The 15,150-nt window shown below is 71.9% G+C and carries 15 protein-coding genes; 5 read left to right on the plus strand and 10 right to left on the minus strand.

All coding sequences use genetic code 11. The features are described 5' to 3' along the window. Window positions 1-49: 49 nt before the first annotated feature. Complete coding sequence (locus tag OG594_RS15095) at window positions 50-1,618, minus strand: alkaline phosphatase (RefSeq protein WP_266599042.1); 1,569 nt, start codon at window positions 1,616-1,618, stop codon at window positions 50-52. Window positions 1,619-1,813: 195 nt separating this feature from the next. Continuing rightward, on the minus strand, window positions 1,814-2,665 hold the full coding sequence (locus tag OG594_RS15100) for an alpha/beta fold hydrolase (protein ID WP_266599044.1): 852 nt from the start codon (window positions 2,663-2,665) through the stop codon (window positions 1,814-1,816). Window positions 2,666-2,953: 288 nt separating this feature from the next. Here OG594_RS15100 and OG594_RS15105 point away from each other — a divergent pair, with 288 nt between their 5' ends. Next, entirely contained in the window at window positions 2,954-3,724 is a 771-nt protein-coding gene (locus tag OG594_RS15105) for a GntR family transcriptional regulator (RefSeq protein ID WP_266599046.1), read from the plus strand. 126 nt (window positions 3,725-3,850) lie between these two features. On the opposite strand, the gene OG594_RS15110 is transcribed toward OG594_RS15105, so the two are convergent. The 3 genes from OG594_RS15110 to OG594_RS15120 form a co-directional block, all read right to left on the minus strand. Then, entirely contained in the window at window positions 3,851-5,005 is a 1,155-nt protein-coding gene (locus tag OG594_RS15110; protein ID WP_266599048.1) for an ROK family transcriptional regulator, read from the minus strand. Between the two features lie 100 nt (window positions 5,006-5,105). Further along, entirely contained in the window at window positions 5,106-5,756 is a 651-nt protein-coding gene (locus OG594_RS15115) for a response regulator transcription factor (protein ID WP_266599050.1), read from the minus strand. 4 nt (window positions 5,757-5,760) lie between these two features. Next, complete coding sequence (locus OG594_RS15120) at window positions 5,761-6,936, minus strand: sensor histidine kinase (protein WP_266599052.1); 1,176 nt, start codon at window positions 6,934-6,936, stop codon at window positions 5,761-5,763. 107 nt (window positions 6,937-7,043) lie between these two features. Here OG594_RS15120 and OG594_RS15125 point away from each other — a divergent pair, with 107 nt between their 5' ends. Genes OG594_RS15125 through OG594_RS15135 form a run of 3 tightly spaced genes read left to right on the plus strand, consistent with a single transcriptional unit; the run spans window position 7,044 to window position 9,220 of the window. Then, window positions 7,044-7,955, plus strand: coding sequence for an ATP-binding cassette domain-containing protein (locus tag OG594_RS15125; protein WP_266599054.1), 912 nt, complete (start codon window positions 7,044-7,046; stop codon window positions 7,953-7,955). 37 nt (window positions 7,956-7,992) lie between these two features. Further along, window positions 7,993-8,742: an ABC transporter permease gene (locus OG594_RS15130; RefSeq protein ID WP_266599056.1), complete on the plus strand. Its 750-nt coding sequence runs from the start codon at window positions 7,993-7,995 to the stop codon at window positions 8,740-8,742. Window positions 8,743-8,782: 40 nt separating this feature from the next. Beyond that, window positions 8,783-9,220 (plus strand): hypothetical protein, encoded by a 438-nt coding sequence (locus OG594_RS15135; protein ID WP_266599058.1) that lies wholly within the window; start codon window positions 8,783-8,785, stop codon window positions 9,218-9,220. On the opposite strand, the gene mug is transcribed toward OG594_RS15135, so the two are convergent. From mug to OG594_RS15160, 5 genes are all read right to left on the minus strand, one after another. Then, on the minus strand, window positions 9,204-9,767 hold the full coding sequence (mug, locus tag OG594_RS15140) for a G/U mismatch-specific DNA glycosylase (protein ID WP_266602920.1): 564 nt from the start codon (window positions 9,765-9,767) through the stop codon (window positions 9,204-9,206). The genes OG594_RS15135 and mug overlap by 17 nt on opposite strands. After that, window positions 9,764-11,197 carry an adenylosuccinate lyase gene (gene purB, locus OG594_RS15145; protein WP_266599060.1) on the minus strand — a complete coding sequence of 478 codons (1,434 nt, stop codon included), beginning with the start codon at window positions 11,195-11,197 and terminating at the stop codon, window positions 9,764-9,766. The genes mug and purB overlap by 4 nt, the downstream gene beginning before the upstream one ends. Before the next feature lie 71 nt (window positions 11,198-11,268). Beyond that, entirely contained in the window at window positions 11,269-12,051 is a 783-nt protein-coding gene (locus OG594_RS15150) for an SGNH/GDSL hydrolase family protein (RefSeq protein WP_266599062.1), read from the minus strand. Window positions 12,052-12,116: 65 nt separating this feature from the next. Next, the gene (locus tag OG594_RS15155) at window positions 12,117-13,142 is read right to left on the minus strand and encodes a hemolysin family protein (RefSeq protein WP_266599064.1); all 1,026 of its coding nucleotides are present in this window, start codon (window positions 13,140-13,142) and stop codon (window positions 12,117-12,119) included. Further along, window positions 13,139-14,473, minus strand: coding sequence for a hemolysin family protein (locus OG594_RS15160; RefSeq protein ID WP_266599066.1), 1,335 nt, complete (start codon window positions 14,471-14,473; stop codon window positions 13,139-13,141). Before OG594_RS15160 ends, OG594_RS15155 begins: the two co-directional genes overlap by 4 nt. Window positions 14,474-14,679: 206 nt before the next feature. Here OG594_RS15160 and OG594_RS15165 point away from each other — a divergent pair, with 206 nt between their 5' ends. Further along, complete coding sequence (locus tag OG594_RS15165; protein WP_266599068.1) at window positions 14,680-15,102, plus strand: GNAT family N-acetyltransferase; 423 nt, start codon at window positions 14,680-14,682, stop codon at window positions 15,100-15,102. Window positions 15,103-15,150: the final 48 nt, after the last annotated feature.

The raw sequence follows: 15,150 nt of genomic DNA on the forward strand, positions 1-15,150 counted from the left end.
AGGGGCGGTACCCCCGCGGGGCACGGGGGCTTCCGGTGACTTCAGGGCGTCACTGCCCCACGCGCCCGGGCTGGAGCGTCCGGGTGAAGAGTACGCCCCCTTCCTGGCGGCGCAGGCGGACGGTGAGTTCCCCGCTGCCGCCGTCGATGTCGACCTCGCCGTAGTACGGAGGGTTCTCGGACGGTGACATGTTGGCGAAGGGGGCCGACTGCACGTAGGCCGTCTCCGGGCCGAAGGTGGCGTCGAGCCGCCCGGCCGGGAAGCCGCCGGCGCCGATCGGGCCGGACACGAATTCCCAGAACGGCGCGAAGTCGGTGAAGGCGGCCCGCTCGGGCGCGTAGTGGTTCGCGGCGGTGTAGTGGACGTCGGCCGTGACCCAGACGGTACCCGTGATGCGCTGGTGCTTGACGTGCCGCAGGAGTTCGGCGATCTGGAGCTCGCGGCCCAGCGGAGCGCCCGGGTCCCCCTGGGCGACGGCTTCGAAGTTCGCGGCCCCGTCGGGGACGACGATGCCCAGGGGCATGTCGGCGGCGATGACCTTCCAGGTGGCGCGGGAGCGGGACAGTTCGCGCTTGATCCAGGCCAGCTGCTCGGGGCCGAGGATGCCGATGGGGTCCTCGGCCTGGGTGCCGGGGGAGTTGGCGTTGCGGTAGGTGCGCATGTCGAGCACGAAGACGTCGAGCAGCGGGCCGTACCGCATCACCCGGTACATCCGGCCCTCGGCGCGGCCTCCGCGCAGGTCGGTGACGGGGAAGTACTCCCCGAAGGCCTGGCGGGCGCGGGCGGCGAGGGTGTCGGCCTCCTTGACGGTGTAGCGGGGGTCGTCGATGAGCTGGCCGGGGTACCAGTTGTTGCGCACCTCGTGGTCGTCCCACTGGGCGAGGACCGGGACCTGGGCGTTGAAGTCGAGCAGGTTGCGGTCGAGCAGGTTGTAGCGGAAGTTCCCGCGGAACTCGGCGAGCGTCTCGGCGACCTTCGCCTTCTCCTCGGTGGTGACGTTGCGCCAGAGGCTGCCGTCGCGCAGCGGGGCGGTGGCCTTGATCGGCCCGTCGGCGTAGATCGTGTCCCCGCTGAAGAGGAAGAAGTCGGGGTTGCGCAGCCGCATTTCCTCGAAGACGCGGTAGCCGCCGAGGTCGGGGTTGATGCCCCAGCCCTGGCCCGCCAGGTCACCGGACCACAGGAAGCGCACGTCGTGGCGGCGGGAGACGGGGGTGGTGCGGAAGGTGCCGTGGAGCGGCGGGGAGCTGCGGCGGGGGTCGTCGGGGTCGGTCAGGACGACCCGGTAGTGGATCTGCTGTCCGGGCGGCAGGTCGCGCAGCACGGTGGTTCCGGTGAAGTCGCTCGACGGGCCGAGCAACGGGCCGCGGTGGCGGCGCACGGCGTAGCGGAACGCCTCGCTCGGGGAGGTTTCGATGTACATCCGCGCCACGCGGTCGGAACGGGTCCACACGGTGGCCGAGTGGGCGGTGATCTCGCCGGACTGGACGCCCCACAGCGCGCCCGGCCGGCCGGAGCGGGCGAAGGCGGGGGCGGCGAGCGCAGGGGCGGCGATCAGCGCGGAGGACAGGGCGAGGGAACCGCCGATGAGGGACCGTCGGGTGTGCGGGATCGATGCCATCGGTACGTCTCCTGGGGGCGGCGAGGACGGGTCGGACCAGCGTGCCGTCGCACACCGGCCCGGCCGCGTCGCCCACGCGAACCGTGGATGAACAACCGTCAGCCGCTCATTCGTTCATCTGTTCAGGTGTTCGGTCGGTTCCGCCGGTTCGGGCGGCTCGGATGTGCCGTGAGCCGGCGCGGCCGGCACGGCTGTTCAGGCGGCCACGAGCCGCACGCTGCGGGCCGTGTCGAGCACCACCCGGGACACGAGGGCCGGATCGTCGTTCATCGGGACGTGGCCGCAGCCCGGGAGCCGGACCAGGCGGGCGCCGGGGACGGTGTGCTTGGCGCGGATGCCCTGGCGGCGCAGCAGCAGCCGGTCGCGCGTGCCCCAGGCGATGGTGACCGGCAGGCCGGGCACGTCGTCGGTGAACCGTACGGAGCCGCCCGCGGCCAACGTGTCCTCGAAACCGGTGGCGTCGCGCAGCGCGAGCGTTTCGGCGACGACCGCCTCGACCGGGCGGCGGGACGGGCGGGCGTAGATGGTGCCGGTGAGCGCGGCTCGGCCGGCGGCGGTGCGCGCGAGCCGTCGTACGGCGGGCAGGGGCAGCGCCTTGGCGCCGGCGCGCATCGCGAGGAGGGTGGCGAAGGCGTAGCGGCGCTCGGCCTCGGTCCAGAACCCGGCGGGGGACAGTGCGGTGACGGAGCGGACGAGGTTGCTCCGGCCCATTTCCAGGGCGAGCAGACCGCCGAGCGAATTGCCCGCGACGTGCGGGCGCTCGACGCCGAGGGCCGTGCAGAGCGCCCCGAGGGCCGGAGCCACGGTCCCCAGGGAGTAGGGAACGCCCTTGGGCAGGGGCTCCGAGGCGCCGAAGCCGGGCAGGTCGACGGCGATCACGTCGTGCTCGGCGGCCAGGATGTCGATCACCGGGTGCCAGGCCTGGAGGTGATGGCCGATGCCGTGCAGCAGGAGAAGCGGTTCGCCGGCGCCTTTGCGCTCGTAGGCGACGGTGGTGGGGCGGGGGCCGAGCGGCGAATCGATCGTGAAGGAGACCGTGGCGGTCATGCTGCTCCTCGTCGGTTGGACGCGTGCGAGACAGGATGTCAGTAATGCCTACCGCCATGATTACCGTCCGGTAGACCTTGACTACAAGCCTTCCGTGCCTACGAGAACATCCCGTGAACGGCTTGATACGTATGCCCGTTCTGCCCGGCAAAGGTATGAGCATTGGTCTTGACCAAGGGGGTGCGTCGTCCTATCGTCGCAGGGATAGTGCAGGAACCTTTAATAAACAAAGGCGCGGAACTGCCGCTGGAACACACGGCGAGAGCAGCGATGGCAGGAGGAGTCAGGGTGGGGACCACGCAGCTCGAAACGGCACCGGAGCCGAAGTACTGGCACCTCAAGACCGTCCTCAGCGAGGCGCTCGACCAGGACTTCGCCGTCGGCGAGGTGCTCCCCAACGAGCGTGAGCTCGCGGCCCGTTTCGGTGTCGCCCGCGCGACCCTGCGTCAGGCGCTGGAGCAGCTGGAACTCGAAGGCCGGCTGCAGCGCCGCCGTGGCGTGGGTACCACCGTCGCCCCGCCGCGCGTCGGTGTCGCCGTGGGCAGCGCGCAGCACAGTTGGCCCGGCGAGAGCGCCGACGGCTGGGAGCCGCTCGACGCGGCCGAGACCCTGCCGACGGCCGCGGTGCTGAAACTCCTCGGTACCGGTGGCGCCTTCGCCGCCGACCAGCCGGTGCACACGGTGCGCCGGACCCGGGTCACCCACGGCCAGGCCGTCGCCGCCGAACTGCTCTACGTCCCCGCCGCGTCGGTGCCCGGACTCCCTGCCATCGAGGCCCCGGCCGGACCGGCCCGTGCCCGCGCCGTCCTGCGCGAACTGCAGCGGCTGGTGCTCGACGGCCAGGACCGCTCGGTGGAGCTCGGCTCCGCCCGCGCCGACGACGCCAGGGAACTGGACCGCCTGCCCGGCGCCCCGGTGCTCGTCGTCACCACGCGCTACTTCACCGCCGCGGGAACGGCGGCGGTCTCGGTGGCCACCTACCGCGCGGACACCTGCCGCCTCACCTTCGGTGACTCGGGCAACGTCGAGATCACCGACGAGCCGCGCGTCGCCTCCTGACACCCACCGTCACGGGCCGAACCAGGTCCCCGATCCTGCTGCCCGTACCCGCAGCTACGGCCCGTCCTCCGCAACAGTTGCCGGGGACGGGCCGTAGCTGCGCGTACGGGAGGGTGCGAAGCGGGGTCAGCGGCGGGCCGTGACCGTCTTCTCCACCGCGAAGAGCTCCTCCTCGACGTGGTCCAGCGCGAGCCGGAGGGCGCCGGTCGCCACCGCGGCCTCGCCGAGCATGGACTGGGCCACCCTCGGCGGGCGCAGGCAGTAGCGCTCCAGCTCCTGGCGGAGGGGCTCCAGGACCCCGTCCAGACCGGCCGCCCAGCCGCCGACGACCACCAGCTCCGGATCCATCGCCAGGACCAGCGCCGCCACGTCGTGCACCAGCCGTTGCAGGAACCGCTCCACGGCGGCCACTGCCCGCTCGTCGCCCCGCTTGGCCATCGCGAAGACTTCGGCGACGGCGGCCTCGTCCAGCGGATGCAGCGGCTCACCGGTGGTCGACAACAGCCGCTCGGGCGTGACCTCGCGGCCCAGCAGGTGCAGGGCGCCGATCTCGCCGGCCGCCCCGCCGAAGCCCCGGTGCAGCCTGCCGCCGATCAGTGAGCCGGCGCCGGGGCTGAGCCCTGCCATCACGAACACCATGTCGCCGGTGTCCCGCGCGGCGCCCTTCCAGTGCTCGGCGACCGCTGCTGCGTTGGCGTCGTTCTCCACCTGGACCGGGCAACGGAACGAGCGCCGCAGCCGTTCCCCGAGCGGCAGCCCGGTCCAGCCGGGCAGCGCGGTGCCGAGGCGGACCGTGCCGTCGGCCTCCACGATCCCGGGGCTGCCGACGCCCACCGCCCGCAGCGAGTCCCGTGGCACCCCGGCGCGGCGCAGCAGATCGGCGACTGCCGCCCGTACCCGCTCCAGCCGCTCATCGGCGGACGCCGTCTCCGCGACCTCCTTGGTACCGGCACCGATGACGCGGCCGTCCAGCCCGGACAGCAGCACCGCGATCCGGTGCGAGCCGATCTCGATGCCCAGCAGGTGTCCCGCCTCGGTCCGGAAGCGGAACCTCCTGGCCGGGCGGCCCTGCCGCCGCGCGCCCTCCTCCGCGTCCGCCTCGACGACCAGCCCGGTCGCGATCAACCCCTCAACGACCCCTTCGACGGTCGGCCGGGAGAGTCCCGTCAGCCGTGTGAGGTCGGTGAGGGTCGGTGATCCGGCCGCCCGCAGTGCGCGCAGCACCACGGCGGAATTGATCCGCCGGAGCAGAGAGGGGTCCCCGCCGGTCAGCTGCCCCAACGTGTGTCCTCCCAGGTAGCGAGCTTGTCAGCCGGATCGTACTGCCCACCCGGTGCGTCGGCGAGAAGCAGCCCCCCATCGGCCGGAACCAGACCTTCCCTCATGCGGGGGAGACGAACCCCGACTCGTACGCCGTGATCACCGCCTGGGTCCGGTCCCGCGCCCCCAGCTTCGCCAGGATCGCGCTGACGTGGGACTTGACCGTCTCCGTGCCGATGATCAACTCGGCGGCGATCTCCACGTTGGTGAGCCCCCGCGCCATCAGCCGCAGCACCGCCTCCTCCCGCTCGGTCAGGGCGGCCCGCTCCAGCGTCGCCCGGGCCTGCCGGTTCCCGTACTCCGCCGCCAGGGCCCGCACGGCCGCCGGGAAGAGCAGCGTCTCGCCCTCCGCCACCAGCCGTACCGCGTGCACGATCTCCGAAGGGCGGGCCCGCTTCAGCAGGAACCCATCCGCTCCCGCCCGCAGCGCCTGGTAGACGTACTCGTCGTTCTCGAAGGTTGTCACCACGAGGATCTTCGGAGGGGAGTCCACCGTCCGCAGCACCGCACGGGTGGCTTCGATCCCGTCGAGGAGCGGCATCCGCACGTCCATCGCCACCACATCCGGCCGCAACTGCCGGACCAGCGGGATCACGGAGGCCCCGTCGGCCGCCTCACCCACCACCTCGATGTCGGGCTGGGCCTCCAGGACGGCGCGCAGACCCGCGCGCACCAGGGGTTCGTCGTCGACGAGCAGTACGGTAACCGGCATCCGGTCAGCGTATTCGCTCCAGCGGCAGCCGGGCGCGCACTCTCCAACCGCCCTCGTACAGCCCGGTTTCGGCCTCTCCGCCGAGCAGCGCGGCCCGCTCCCGGATCCCGCGCAGGCCGCTGCCGCCGCCGACCGTGACCCCGGGGTGTTCCGGCAGCGGATTCGTCACCTCCAGGTCCAGGCGGACCGCGGTCATCTCCACCCGAATGCGCACCGGCACCGGGCCGCAATGGCGCAGTACGTTGGTCAGCGCCTCCTGCAGGATCCGGTATCCCTCCCGGGTGACCGGCTCCGGCAACTTCTCCAGCGGCCCCGTCAGTTGCGAGTCCACGACGGAGCCGGAGGCCCGGGCCGACTCCAGGAGCCGGTCGGCTTCCGCCAGCGTCGGCCACTGCGACGGCGGCCGTCCCGACTCCCGCAGCACCCCCAGCACCCGCTCCAGATCCTCCAGCGCGGCCCGGCCCGTCTCCTCGATCGCGCACAGCGCCCGATCGGTGAAGGCGGGATCACCCGCGGCGCGCGCCGCCCCCGCCTGCACGACGGCCACGGTGAGCGCGTGCCCGATGGAGTCGTGCAGTTCCCGCGCGATCCTGGTGCGCTCCAGCAGCTGCTCCGTGCGTGCTTCCAGCGCCGTCAGTCGTTCGGCGGCGGACGGGCCGAGCAGGCGGGTGGCCGCCGTGGTGATCAACTCGCCGAGTAGGACCACGATGACGATGAGTACGACCAGCGGCACGGGCACGAGCAGTGCGGCGGCCCAGCGTCCGGGTACGAACGGCAGCAAGTGATCCGGGCCCATGGGATGCCCGATCGCTATCGCGACGAGCTCCAGGGCCATCGCCGACAGCCAGACCGTGGCGCCGAACGCACCGACCCCGACGACCATCCGCGTCTCCAGCCACAGCACGGTTCGCCACCGGTCCCCCCAGTGGGCCGACGGAGCGAGGCTTATGGCGCTGTCGGAGGCGTCGCGGTCGTCCGGTGTGAGCAGGAACCGTGCTTGAAGGCCTTCCGCCAGTCGCACCCAGGGCACCAGCCCGAACGGCAGGACGAGCAGCAGCGGCACCCAGGGCCACCGGGGCATGATGAACATCCATACCGCCAGCACCAGCAGCGGCACGCAGAGGTGCAACCAGCGTGAATACGTCACTGGTTGGAACGGGGCGCGCAGCAGTCGGTTCATGACTCCATGGTGGCAGCGCCCTGTTCGCGACCGTCTCCCCCACGTGGGGGAGACGCCACCCTCGCACGGGGGAGGGGAGTGGTGGGGCCGCCGGCGAGTCTTGAGCCATGAACAGCATCGAGATCCGAGAACTCACCAAGCGATACGGCACCCACCGTGCGGTGGACGGCCTCACCTTCGATGTCCTGCCTGGGCGGGTGACCGGCTTCCTGGGCCCCAACGGCGCGGGGAAGTCCACCACGATGCGTCTGCTCCTGGGGCTGGACCGGGCCACATCCGGCACGGCCACGATCGGTGGCCGTCGGTACCTGGAACTGACCGACCCGCTGCACCGGGTCGGCGCCCTCCTCGACGCCCAGGCGGCCCACGGCGGGCGCACCGCCCACGACCACCTCCGACTGCTCGCCGCCGCCGGCCGCATCCCGATGCGCCGGGTGGACGAGGTCCTGGAACAGACCGGCATCGCCGCCGTCGCGAAGCGGCGGATCAAGTCCTTCTCGCTCGGCATGCGCCAGCGCCTCGGCATCGCCGCCGCACTCATCGGCGACCCCGGAGTGCTCCTGCTGGACGAGCCCACGAACGGCCTCGACCCCGAGGGCATCATCTGGATCCGCGAGCTGATGCGCTCCCTCGCCGCCGAAGGACGCGCCGTCCTGGTCTCCAGCCATCTGATGTCGGAAACCTCGGCGCTCGCCGACCACCTGGTCGTGCTCGGCAAGGGCAAGCTGCTCGCGGACACCTCGATGGAGTCGTTCATCGACGTCCGCAGCACCCCGAGAGCGCGCCTGCGGACCTCCGACCCGGTCCGGCTGCAGGCCGCGCTGGCCCGGGACGACTTCGAGTTGGTGGCCGCCGACGACGGGCGATGGACCGTCGAGGGCATACGGGCCGAGCAGCTCGGCACCCTGGCTGCCCGTGAAGGGGTTCCCCTGTTGGAACTGTCCGACGAGCGCGCCTCGCTGGAGCAGGCCTACCTCGACCTCACTGCCGAGCACGCGCAGTTCAGCGCAGCACACTGACCGTCCATCCGCTCCCGTCCCCTCAGGAGGCTTTGCCATGAGCGCCGTACTGCCCAGAACCCCCGCACTGCACTCGGAATGGATCAAGATCAGGTCTCTCCGGGGCACCTTCTGGTCGCTGATATCCGTCCTCGTCCTCACCGTGGGCGTCCAGGTGCTGGCGGCTGCGGCACTGGGCCGGGCCGAGGAGGGCGGCATGGGGGACGACCCGCTCCTCGCGGCCTTCTACGGGCTCAACTTCGGCCAGATAGCGGCCATCACCTTTGGGGCCACCGCCTTCTCCGCCGAGTTCCACAACGGAGCCCTGCGCACCAGCCTCACCGCTGTGCCCCACCGCACCCGCTTCTACTTGTCGAAGCTCTCGATGCTGGGCGCGCTCGCCCTCGTGGCCGGCCAGCTCGCGGGACTGCTGACCTTCGTCGCCGGGCAATCGTTCATGGGCCAGGACGCCCTTGAACTGGGCGACCCCGGCACCGTGCGGGCCGTTGTCGGCTGCGGTCTCTACCTGACGCTCATGACGCTGTTCGCAGCCGGGCTCACGGCGGTGCTGCGCAGCGGGGTGGCCGTCCTCGGCATCCTCATACCCTTCGTCGTCATGGTGTCCTTCATCGTGGGCGCGGCAGCGGACGGGGTGGGGCAGTTCATGCCGGACCGAGCCGGGCAGGCGATGATGCGCAGCCAGCAGTACGGTGACCTCGGTCCGTGGGCCGGACTGGGAGTCCTGGCGCTGTGGGCGCTGACCGCGGTGTTGGGGGGCTTGTTGGCGGTGCGCCGCCGGGACGCGTGATGACGGGCCAGTTGTCAGTGGGCCTCGGGATACTGACGGTATGACCACGGCAGAGCACCTCGAGACGATCGACCGGCTCCGGGAGCAGGAGTTCCCGCCCGAGCCGGTCCGGACCGGGGGGAACAGCAGCGGTCCGGGATTCCACCTGGTCCAGCTCGCCCTGACGCGGGGTTTCTGGGACGACGACGGTTCGGGCCGGATCGAGGCAGCTGACCAGATCGGTGCCGAGTACGGGGCGCTCGCCCAGGCCGCGACCGACCGGTGGGGGGAGCCGCAGGTCTTCAGCCTGGGAACGCTGAGGGAGCGCGGATTCGCCGGGGAGGAGATACCGCAGCCGTGGGACGAGCTGGGCAGCAGTACCGACCACGTGCACCTGTGGCGGGTCGGCGCCCACTGGCTGGTGGTCTACGTCGCGCAGTGGGCCGGCGAGGACCCGTACCAGCTGATGGCAGGGGTCACCGTCACCGACCCGCCGTAGGGGGTGCCTCGTCCGCCTCGGCGGCCGTGCGGAGGCGCGCGTACTCCTGGGCCATGGACTCGGCGGTCCAGTGGGCGTTGAGACCGCTCGGGTTCGGCAGGGCCCAGACGCGGGTGGCGCCGATGGTCAGCTCCTGCGGGCCGATCCGTGCCGTCCGGTCATCGAAGGCCGTGCGGTAGGCGGTCACTCCCACCACCGCCAGCCACTGCGGGCGCAGCAGTTCCACCTTGGCCGTCAGGATGCGGCCCCCCTCGCGGAACTCCTCCGTGCTCAGTTCGTCGGCGCGGGCCGTGGCCCGGGCCACGACGTTGGTGATGCCGAGACGGTAGGTCAGCAGCTCTTCCTGCTCCGCGGGGGCCAAGCGGCGCGGGGTGAAGCCCGAGAGGTGCAGGACGGGCCAGAACCGGTTGCCGGGGCGGGCGAAGTGGTGGCCCGTCGCGGCGGAGAGGAGTCCGGGGTTGATTCCGCAGAAGAGCACACGCAGACCGCCCGCGACCACGTCCGGGAGGACGCGGTCGCGGGCGGCGCTCAGCTCATCGGGGGTCAGAGGATCGACCCCGGCGCGTACCCGGCGGCCTCCGGGTGCTGTTTGGCGATCGCCTCGATGCGGGAGACCACCGCTGCGACCTGGTCGCCCGCGGCGCCCGTGAACGACAGCTTGTCGGCCATCAGGGCGTCGAGCTGGGCCCGGTCCAGAGGCATCCGCTCGTCGGCGGCCAGCTTGTCCAGCAGCTCGTTGCGCTCGGCGCCCTGCTCGCGCATGGCGAGCGCGGAGGCCACCGCGTGCTCCTTGATGACCTCGTGGGCGGCCTCGCGGCCCACGCCGGCCCGCACCGCGCCCATCAAGACCTTGGTGGTCGCGAGGAAGGGCAGGTAGCGGTCCAGCTCGCGGGCGACGACCGCCGGGAAGGCACCGAACTCGTCGAGGACCGTCAGGAAGGTCTCCAGCAGGCCGTCGAAGGCGAAGAAGGCGTCCGGCAGGGCCACGCGACGGACCACGGAGCAGGAGACGTCGCCCTCGTTCCACTGGTCACCGGCCAGCTCGCCGGTCATCGAGGCGTAGCCGCGCAGGATGACCATCAGGCCGTTCACGCGCTCGCAGGAGCGGGTGTTCATCTTGTGCGGCATCGCGGAGGAACCGACCTGGCCGGGCTTGAAGCCCTCGGTCACCAGCTCGTGGCCGGCCATCAGGCGGATGGTCTTGGCGATCGACGAGGGGGCGGCGGCCAGCTGCACGAGCGCGGTGACCACGTCGTAGTCGAGCGAGCGCGGGTAGACCTGGCCGACCGAGGTGAAGGCCTGGGCGAAGCCGAGGTGGGCGGCGATCCGCTGCTCCAGGTCGGCCAGCTTGGCGGCGTCGCCGCCCAGCAGGTCGAGCATGTCCTGGGCGGTGCCGACGGGGCCCTTGATGCCGCGCAGCGGGTAGCGGCCCAGCAGGTCCTCGAGGCGGTCGTAGGCCACCAGCAGCTCGTCGGCCGCGGTCGCGAAGCGCTTGCCCAAGGTGGTGGCCTGCGCGGCCACGTTGTGGGAGCGACCGGCCATGACCAGCTCGGCGTGCTCGCCGGCCAGCTTGCCGAGGCGGGCGAGGACGGCGACCGTGCGGTCCCGGGCGAGCTCCAGCGAGAGCCGGATCTGCAGCTGCTCGACGTTCTCGGTCAGGTCGCGGGAGGTCATGCCCTTGTGGACGTGCTCGTGACCGGCGAGGGCGTTGAACTCCTCGATGCGGGCCTTCACGTCGTGCCGGGTGACCTTCTCGCGCTCGGCGATGGAGGCGAGGTCGACGGTCTCGAGGACGCGCTCGTAGTCGGCGAGGGCCTCGTCCGGGACCTCGATACCGAGGTCCTTCTGGGCGCGCAGCACGGCGAGCCACAGCCGCCGCTCCAGCGTCACCTTGTACTCGGGGGACCACAGGACGGCGAGCTCCGCGGAGGCGTAGCGGCCGGCCAGGACATTGGGGATGCGGGGCTTGGCAGTCACGTGGAGGGATTCTACTTGGGCCACCGCTGTGTGTTTACGCAGGTAGGGCCACCACTCGGGATTGTGCCTTGCTACGAGAGCGGCGCGTCCCCGTACGGGAGCAGCTCGGGGCGCTTGGCCGGGCGGCCGTCCCCGGAGGAGCGGCCCGTCAGGCGGCGGCCAATCCAGGGGAGCAGGTGTTGCCGGGCGAAGCTCAGATCCTGGGCCCGGCGTACGGTCCAGCCCGGGGGAGCGGCGGCGGGCAGTTCGGTGCGCCAGTCCAGTTCGGCGGGCAGGCCCAGTGCCTGCCAGACGGCCTCCGCCACCCGGCGGTGGCCCTCGGCGGTCAGGTGCAGCCGGTCGACGTCCCACATCCGGGGGTCAGCGAGCGCGGCGGCCCCGTAGAGGTCGACCACCACGGCGCCGTGCCGGGCGGCGAGCTCCTCGATGGTGGCGAAGAGCTCCTCCATGCGCGGCCGGAAGCGTTCCATCACCGGCCCGTTGCGCCCCGGGGAGCGCATCAGGACGAGGCGCTTGCAGGAGGGGGCGAGGAGTTCCACCGCCGACTCCAGGTGGTCGCGGACCCGGCCCATGTCCACCTTGGGGCGCAGGGCGTCGTTGAGCCCGCCCACCAGGGTCACCACGTCGGCCCCCATCGCCGCCGCCGCCGGGACCTGGTCCTCGGCGATCTGGCCAATCAGCTTGCCGCGGACCGCGAGGTTCGCGTAGCGGAAGCCCGGCTCCCGAGCGGCGAGGCGGGCGGCCAGCAGATCCGCCCAGCCGCGGTAGGAACCGTCCGGAAGCAGGTCGGACATGCCCTCGGTGAAGGAGTCACCGATCGCGACGAAACTGGTGTAAGAGGCATTCATCTCCATGGCGGAGTGATGTTACCGCGCGGTACCCCGGCCCCGCAGGGCCGGGGACCGCACGCCTCGAACGATCATGCGGACGCGGGCCTGCCGAAGAGCTCCCGCAGTACGTCCTCCATCGTCACCAGGCCCGTCATGGCGCCGTCCGTCCCGAGTACCGCCGCCAGGTGCGTGCGGCTGCGCCGCATGGCCGTGAGCACGTCGTCCAGCGGGGTCTCCGCCCGTACCTGGGCGATCGGCCGCAGCGCCGTCACCGGGAAGGGCTCGTCCCGCTCCTCGTCGTCCGCGTCCAGGGCGTCCTTCACGTGCAGGTAGCCCAGGATCTTGTGCTGGGCGTCGACCACCGGGAACCGGGAGTACCCGGACTCGGCCGACAGCAGCTCCAGCCCGGCCGGAGTGATGCCCTCCCGGGCCGGGACCACCTGGTCCTCGGGCAGCACCACATCGGTCACGGGCCGCCGGCCCAGTTCCAGCGCGTCGTGCAGGCGCTCGCTCGCCCGGTCGTCGATGAGCCCCGCGTTACTGGAGTCCTTGACCATCCGCGCCAGCTCGTCGTCGGAGAAGGTCGCCGCGACCTCGTCCTTGACCTCCACGCGCAGCAGCCGCAGCAGGGCGTTGGCGAAGGCGTTGATCGTGAAGATCACCGGTCGCAGTACCTGCGTGAGGGTCACCAGCGGCGGCCCCAGCAGCAGGGCGGTGCGCACCGGCTCGGACAGCGCCACGTTCTTCGGCAGCATCTCGCCGAAGAGCATGTGCAGGTACGTCGCCAGGGTCAGCGCCACCACGAAGGAGATCGCGTGGGAGACGCCCGCCGGTACCCCGACGAGGTCGAACAGCGGGGTCAGCAGATGGGCGATGGCCGGCTCGGCCACCACGCCCAGCACCAGGGTGCACAGCGTGATGCCCAGCTGGGCCGCCGCCATCAGCGCCGACACGTGCTCCAGCCCCCACAGGACGGCGCGGGCCCGCCGGTCGCCCTGCTCCGCGTACGGTTCGATCTGGCTGCGCCGGACCGAGATCAGCGCGAACTCCGCGCCGACGAAGAAGGCGTTGACGACCAGGGTCGCCAGGCCGACCAGCAGCTGGATGACGGTCATCGGGCCTCCTCCGTTCCCGTGGTGGGCTCGCTCGGGGCGTGCAGCAGCACCCGCGCGGCCCGGCGCCCGCCGGCGTCCACCACGTCGAGCTGCCAACCGTTCAGTTCCATGCGGTCGTCGACCTCGGGAATCCGCCCGAGCACGGTCGCTATCAGGCCGGCCAGGGTCTCGTACGGACCGTCCGGCACGTGCAGGCCGATCCGCCGGAGCTGGTCGGTGCGCGCCGCGCCGTCGGCGGAGTAGAGCAGGCGCCCGGAGTCGTCCGTACCGGCCGGGGCCAGGTCCGGGGTCTCGTGCGGGTCGTGCTCGTCGCGGACCTCGCCGACGACCTCCTCGACGATGTCCTCCAGCGTGGCCACTCCGGCCGTGCCGCCGTACTCGTCGATGACCACGGCCATCGTCTGCTTGCCGGACAGCCGGTCCAGCAGTCGGTCCACGGTCAGCGACTCCGGTACGAGGAGGGGCTCGCGCAGCAGCTGCGACACGGGACGGCGGCGGCGCTCCGCGGCCGGCAGGGCCAGGACGTCCTTGATGTGGACGATGCCGACGACCGTGTCGAGGCTGCCCCGGTAGACCGGGAAGCGGGACAGGCCGGTGGCCAGCGTCGCATTGGCCACGTCCTCCGCGGTGGTCTGCACGTCGAGGGCGGTCACCTGCACGCGCGGGGTCATCACGTTCTCCGCGGTCAGGTCCGCGAGGTTCAGGGTCCGGACGAACAGCTCGGCCGTGTCCTTCTCCAGGGCGCCCGCCTTCGCCGAGTGCCGCGCGAGGGCGACCAGCTCCTGCGGGGTGCGCGCGGAGGCCAGTTCCTCGGCCGGCTCCATTCCGAAGCGGCGCACCAGATGGTTCGCGGTGGTGTTGAGGTGGCTGATCAGGGGCCTGAAGGCCCGACTGAAGACCCGCTGCGTGGTCGCCACCCGCTTGGCGATCGCCAGCGGGGAGGAGATCGCCCAGTTCTTGGGCACCAGCTCGCCGACGACCATCAGGACGACGGTCGAGATGGCGGTGCCGAGGACCAGGGCGGTGGAGGAGGCGGCGCCGGCCGACAGGCCCATGGCCTCGAAGGGGCCCTGGAGCAGGGCGGAGATCGACGGCTTGGAGATCATGCCGATGACCAGGCCGGTGACGGTGATGCCGAGCTGGGCGCCGGAGAGCTGGAACGTCAGGGTGCGGACGGCGGCCAGGGCGCTGTCGGCCCCGCGCTCGCCGCGCTCGACGGCCTGTTCGAGCTCGCCGCGTTCGACGGTCGTGAGCGAGAACTCGGCCGCGACGAAGACTCCGCAGGCGAGGCAGAGCAGCAGTGCCACGATGAGCAGGAGCACCTCGGTCATCGGTCGATCACCTCCGTCCCATGATCGGCCAGGAGGAGGGGTACCGCGCGATGTCGCGAACGCGTGTGTCGTGGACTGGGAGGCTCGCCCATGGGCGGACGCTCACACCTTTCACTCAAGAGGGACCTTTCACCACATGGTAAAGGAAGAGCAAAGGGAACGGATCATTCTTTTGGCGCAGCGCGGCCGGGTGGTGGGATTCGGCCATGACTGATCTTCATATCGGCTCCGCGTCGCCCGCCGACCTGGGGGCGGTCCTGGCCTTCTGGAAGGCCGCCGCGGAGGGAACGAGTATCAGCGACGATCTCGCCGGGGTCGAGCGGCTGCACGACCGCGACCCCGAGGCGCTGCTGCTCGCGCGTCGCGACGGGGAACTCGTGGGCACGGTGATCGCCGGGTTCGACGGATGGCGCTGTCACCTCTACCGGCTCGCCGTGCACCCCGGGCACCGGCGGCAGGGCATCGGGGCCGCGCTGCTGGCCGCGGCCGAGGAGCGGTTCGTGGCGCTCGGCGGGCGGCGCGGGGACGCGATGGTGCTCGATCGCAACGAGCGGGCGCACCGGGTGTGGGACGCGGTGGGTTACCGGCCCCAGGAGCAGTGGACGCGCTGGGTCAAGCCGCTCGGCTAGCCGCCGGTGCCGGTGGCGGCGCCTGTGCCTGGGCCTGGCCGGTGGCTG

This window comes from Streptomyces sp. NBC_01214, from assembly GCF_026340975.1.
Lineage (GTDB): Bacteria > Actinomycetota > Actinomycetes > Streptomycetales > Streptomycetaceae > Streptomyces.

Excerpts from the sequence above, each read along its gene's own strand:
- OG594_RS15095 (WP_266599042.1), bottom strand. The coding sequence starts at position 1,618 with ATGGCATCGATCCCGCACACCCGACGGTCCCTCATCGGCGGTTCCCTC.
- OG594_RS15100 (WP_266599044.1), bottom strand. The coding sequence starts at position 2,665 with ATGACCGCCACGGTCTCCTTCACGATCGATTCGCCGCTCGGCCCCCGC.
- OG594_RS15115 (WP_266599050.1), bottom strand. The coding sequence starts at position 5,756 with ATGCCGGTTACCGTACTGCTCGTCGACGACGAACCCCTGGTGCGCGCG.
- OG594_RS15120 (WP_266599052.1), bottom strand. The coding sequence starts at position 6,936 with ATGAACCGACTGCTGCGCGCCCCGTTCCAACCAGTGACGTATTCACGC.
- OG594_RS15125 (WP_266599054.1), top strand. The coding sequence starts at position 7,044 with ATGAACAGCATCGAGATCCGAGAACTCACCAAGCGATACGGCACCCAC.
- OG594_RS15130 (WP_266599056.1), top strand. The coding sequence starts at position 7,993 with ATGAGCGCCGTACTGCCCAGAACCCCCGCACTGCACTCGGAATGGATC.
- OG594_RS15135 (WP_266599058.1), top strand. The coding sequence starts at position 8,783 with ATGACCACGGCAGAGCACCTCGAGACGATCGACCGGCTCCGGGAGCAG.
- OG594_RS15150 (WP_266599062.1), bottom strand. The coding sequence starts at position 12,051 with ATGGAGATGAATGCCTCTTACACCAGTTTCGTCGCGATCGGTGACTCC.
- OG594_RS15155 (WP_266599064.1), bottom strand. The coding sequence starts at position 13,142 with ATGACCGTCATCCAGCTGCTGGTCGGCCTGGCGACCCTGGTCGTCAAC.
- OG594_RS15160 (WP_266599066.1), bottom strand. The coding sequence starts at position 14,473 with ATGACCGAGGTGCTCCTGCTCATCGTGGCACTGCTGCTCTGCCTCGCC.
- OG594_RS15165 (WP_266599068.1), top strand. The coding sequence starts at position 14,680 with ATGACTGATCTTCATATCGGCTCCGCGTCGCCCGCCGACCTGGGGGCG.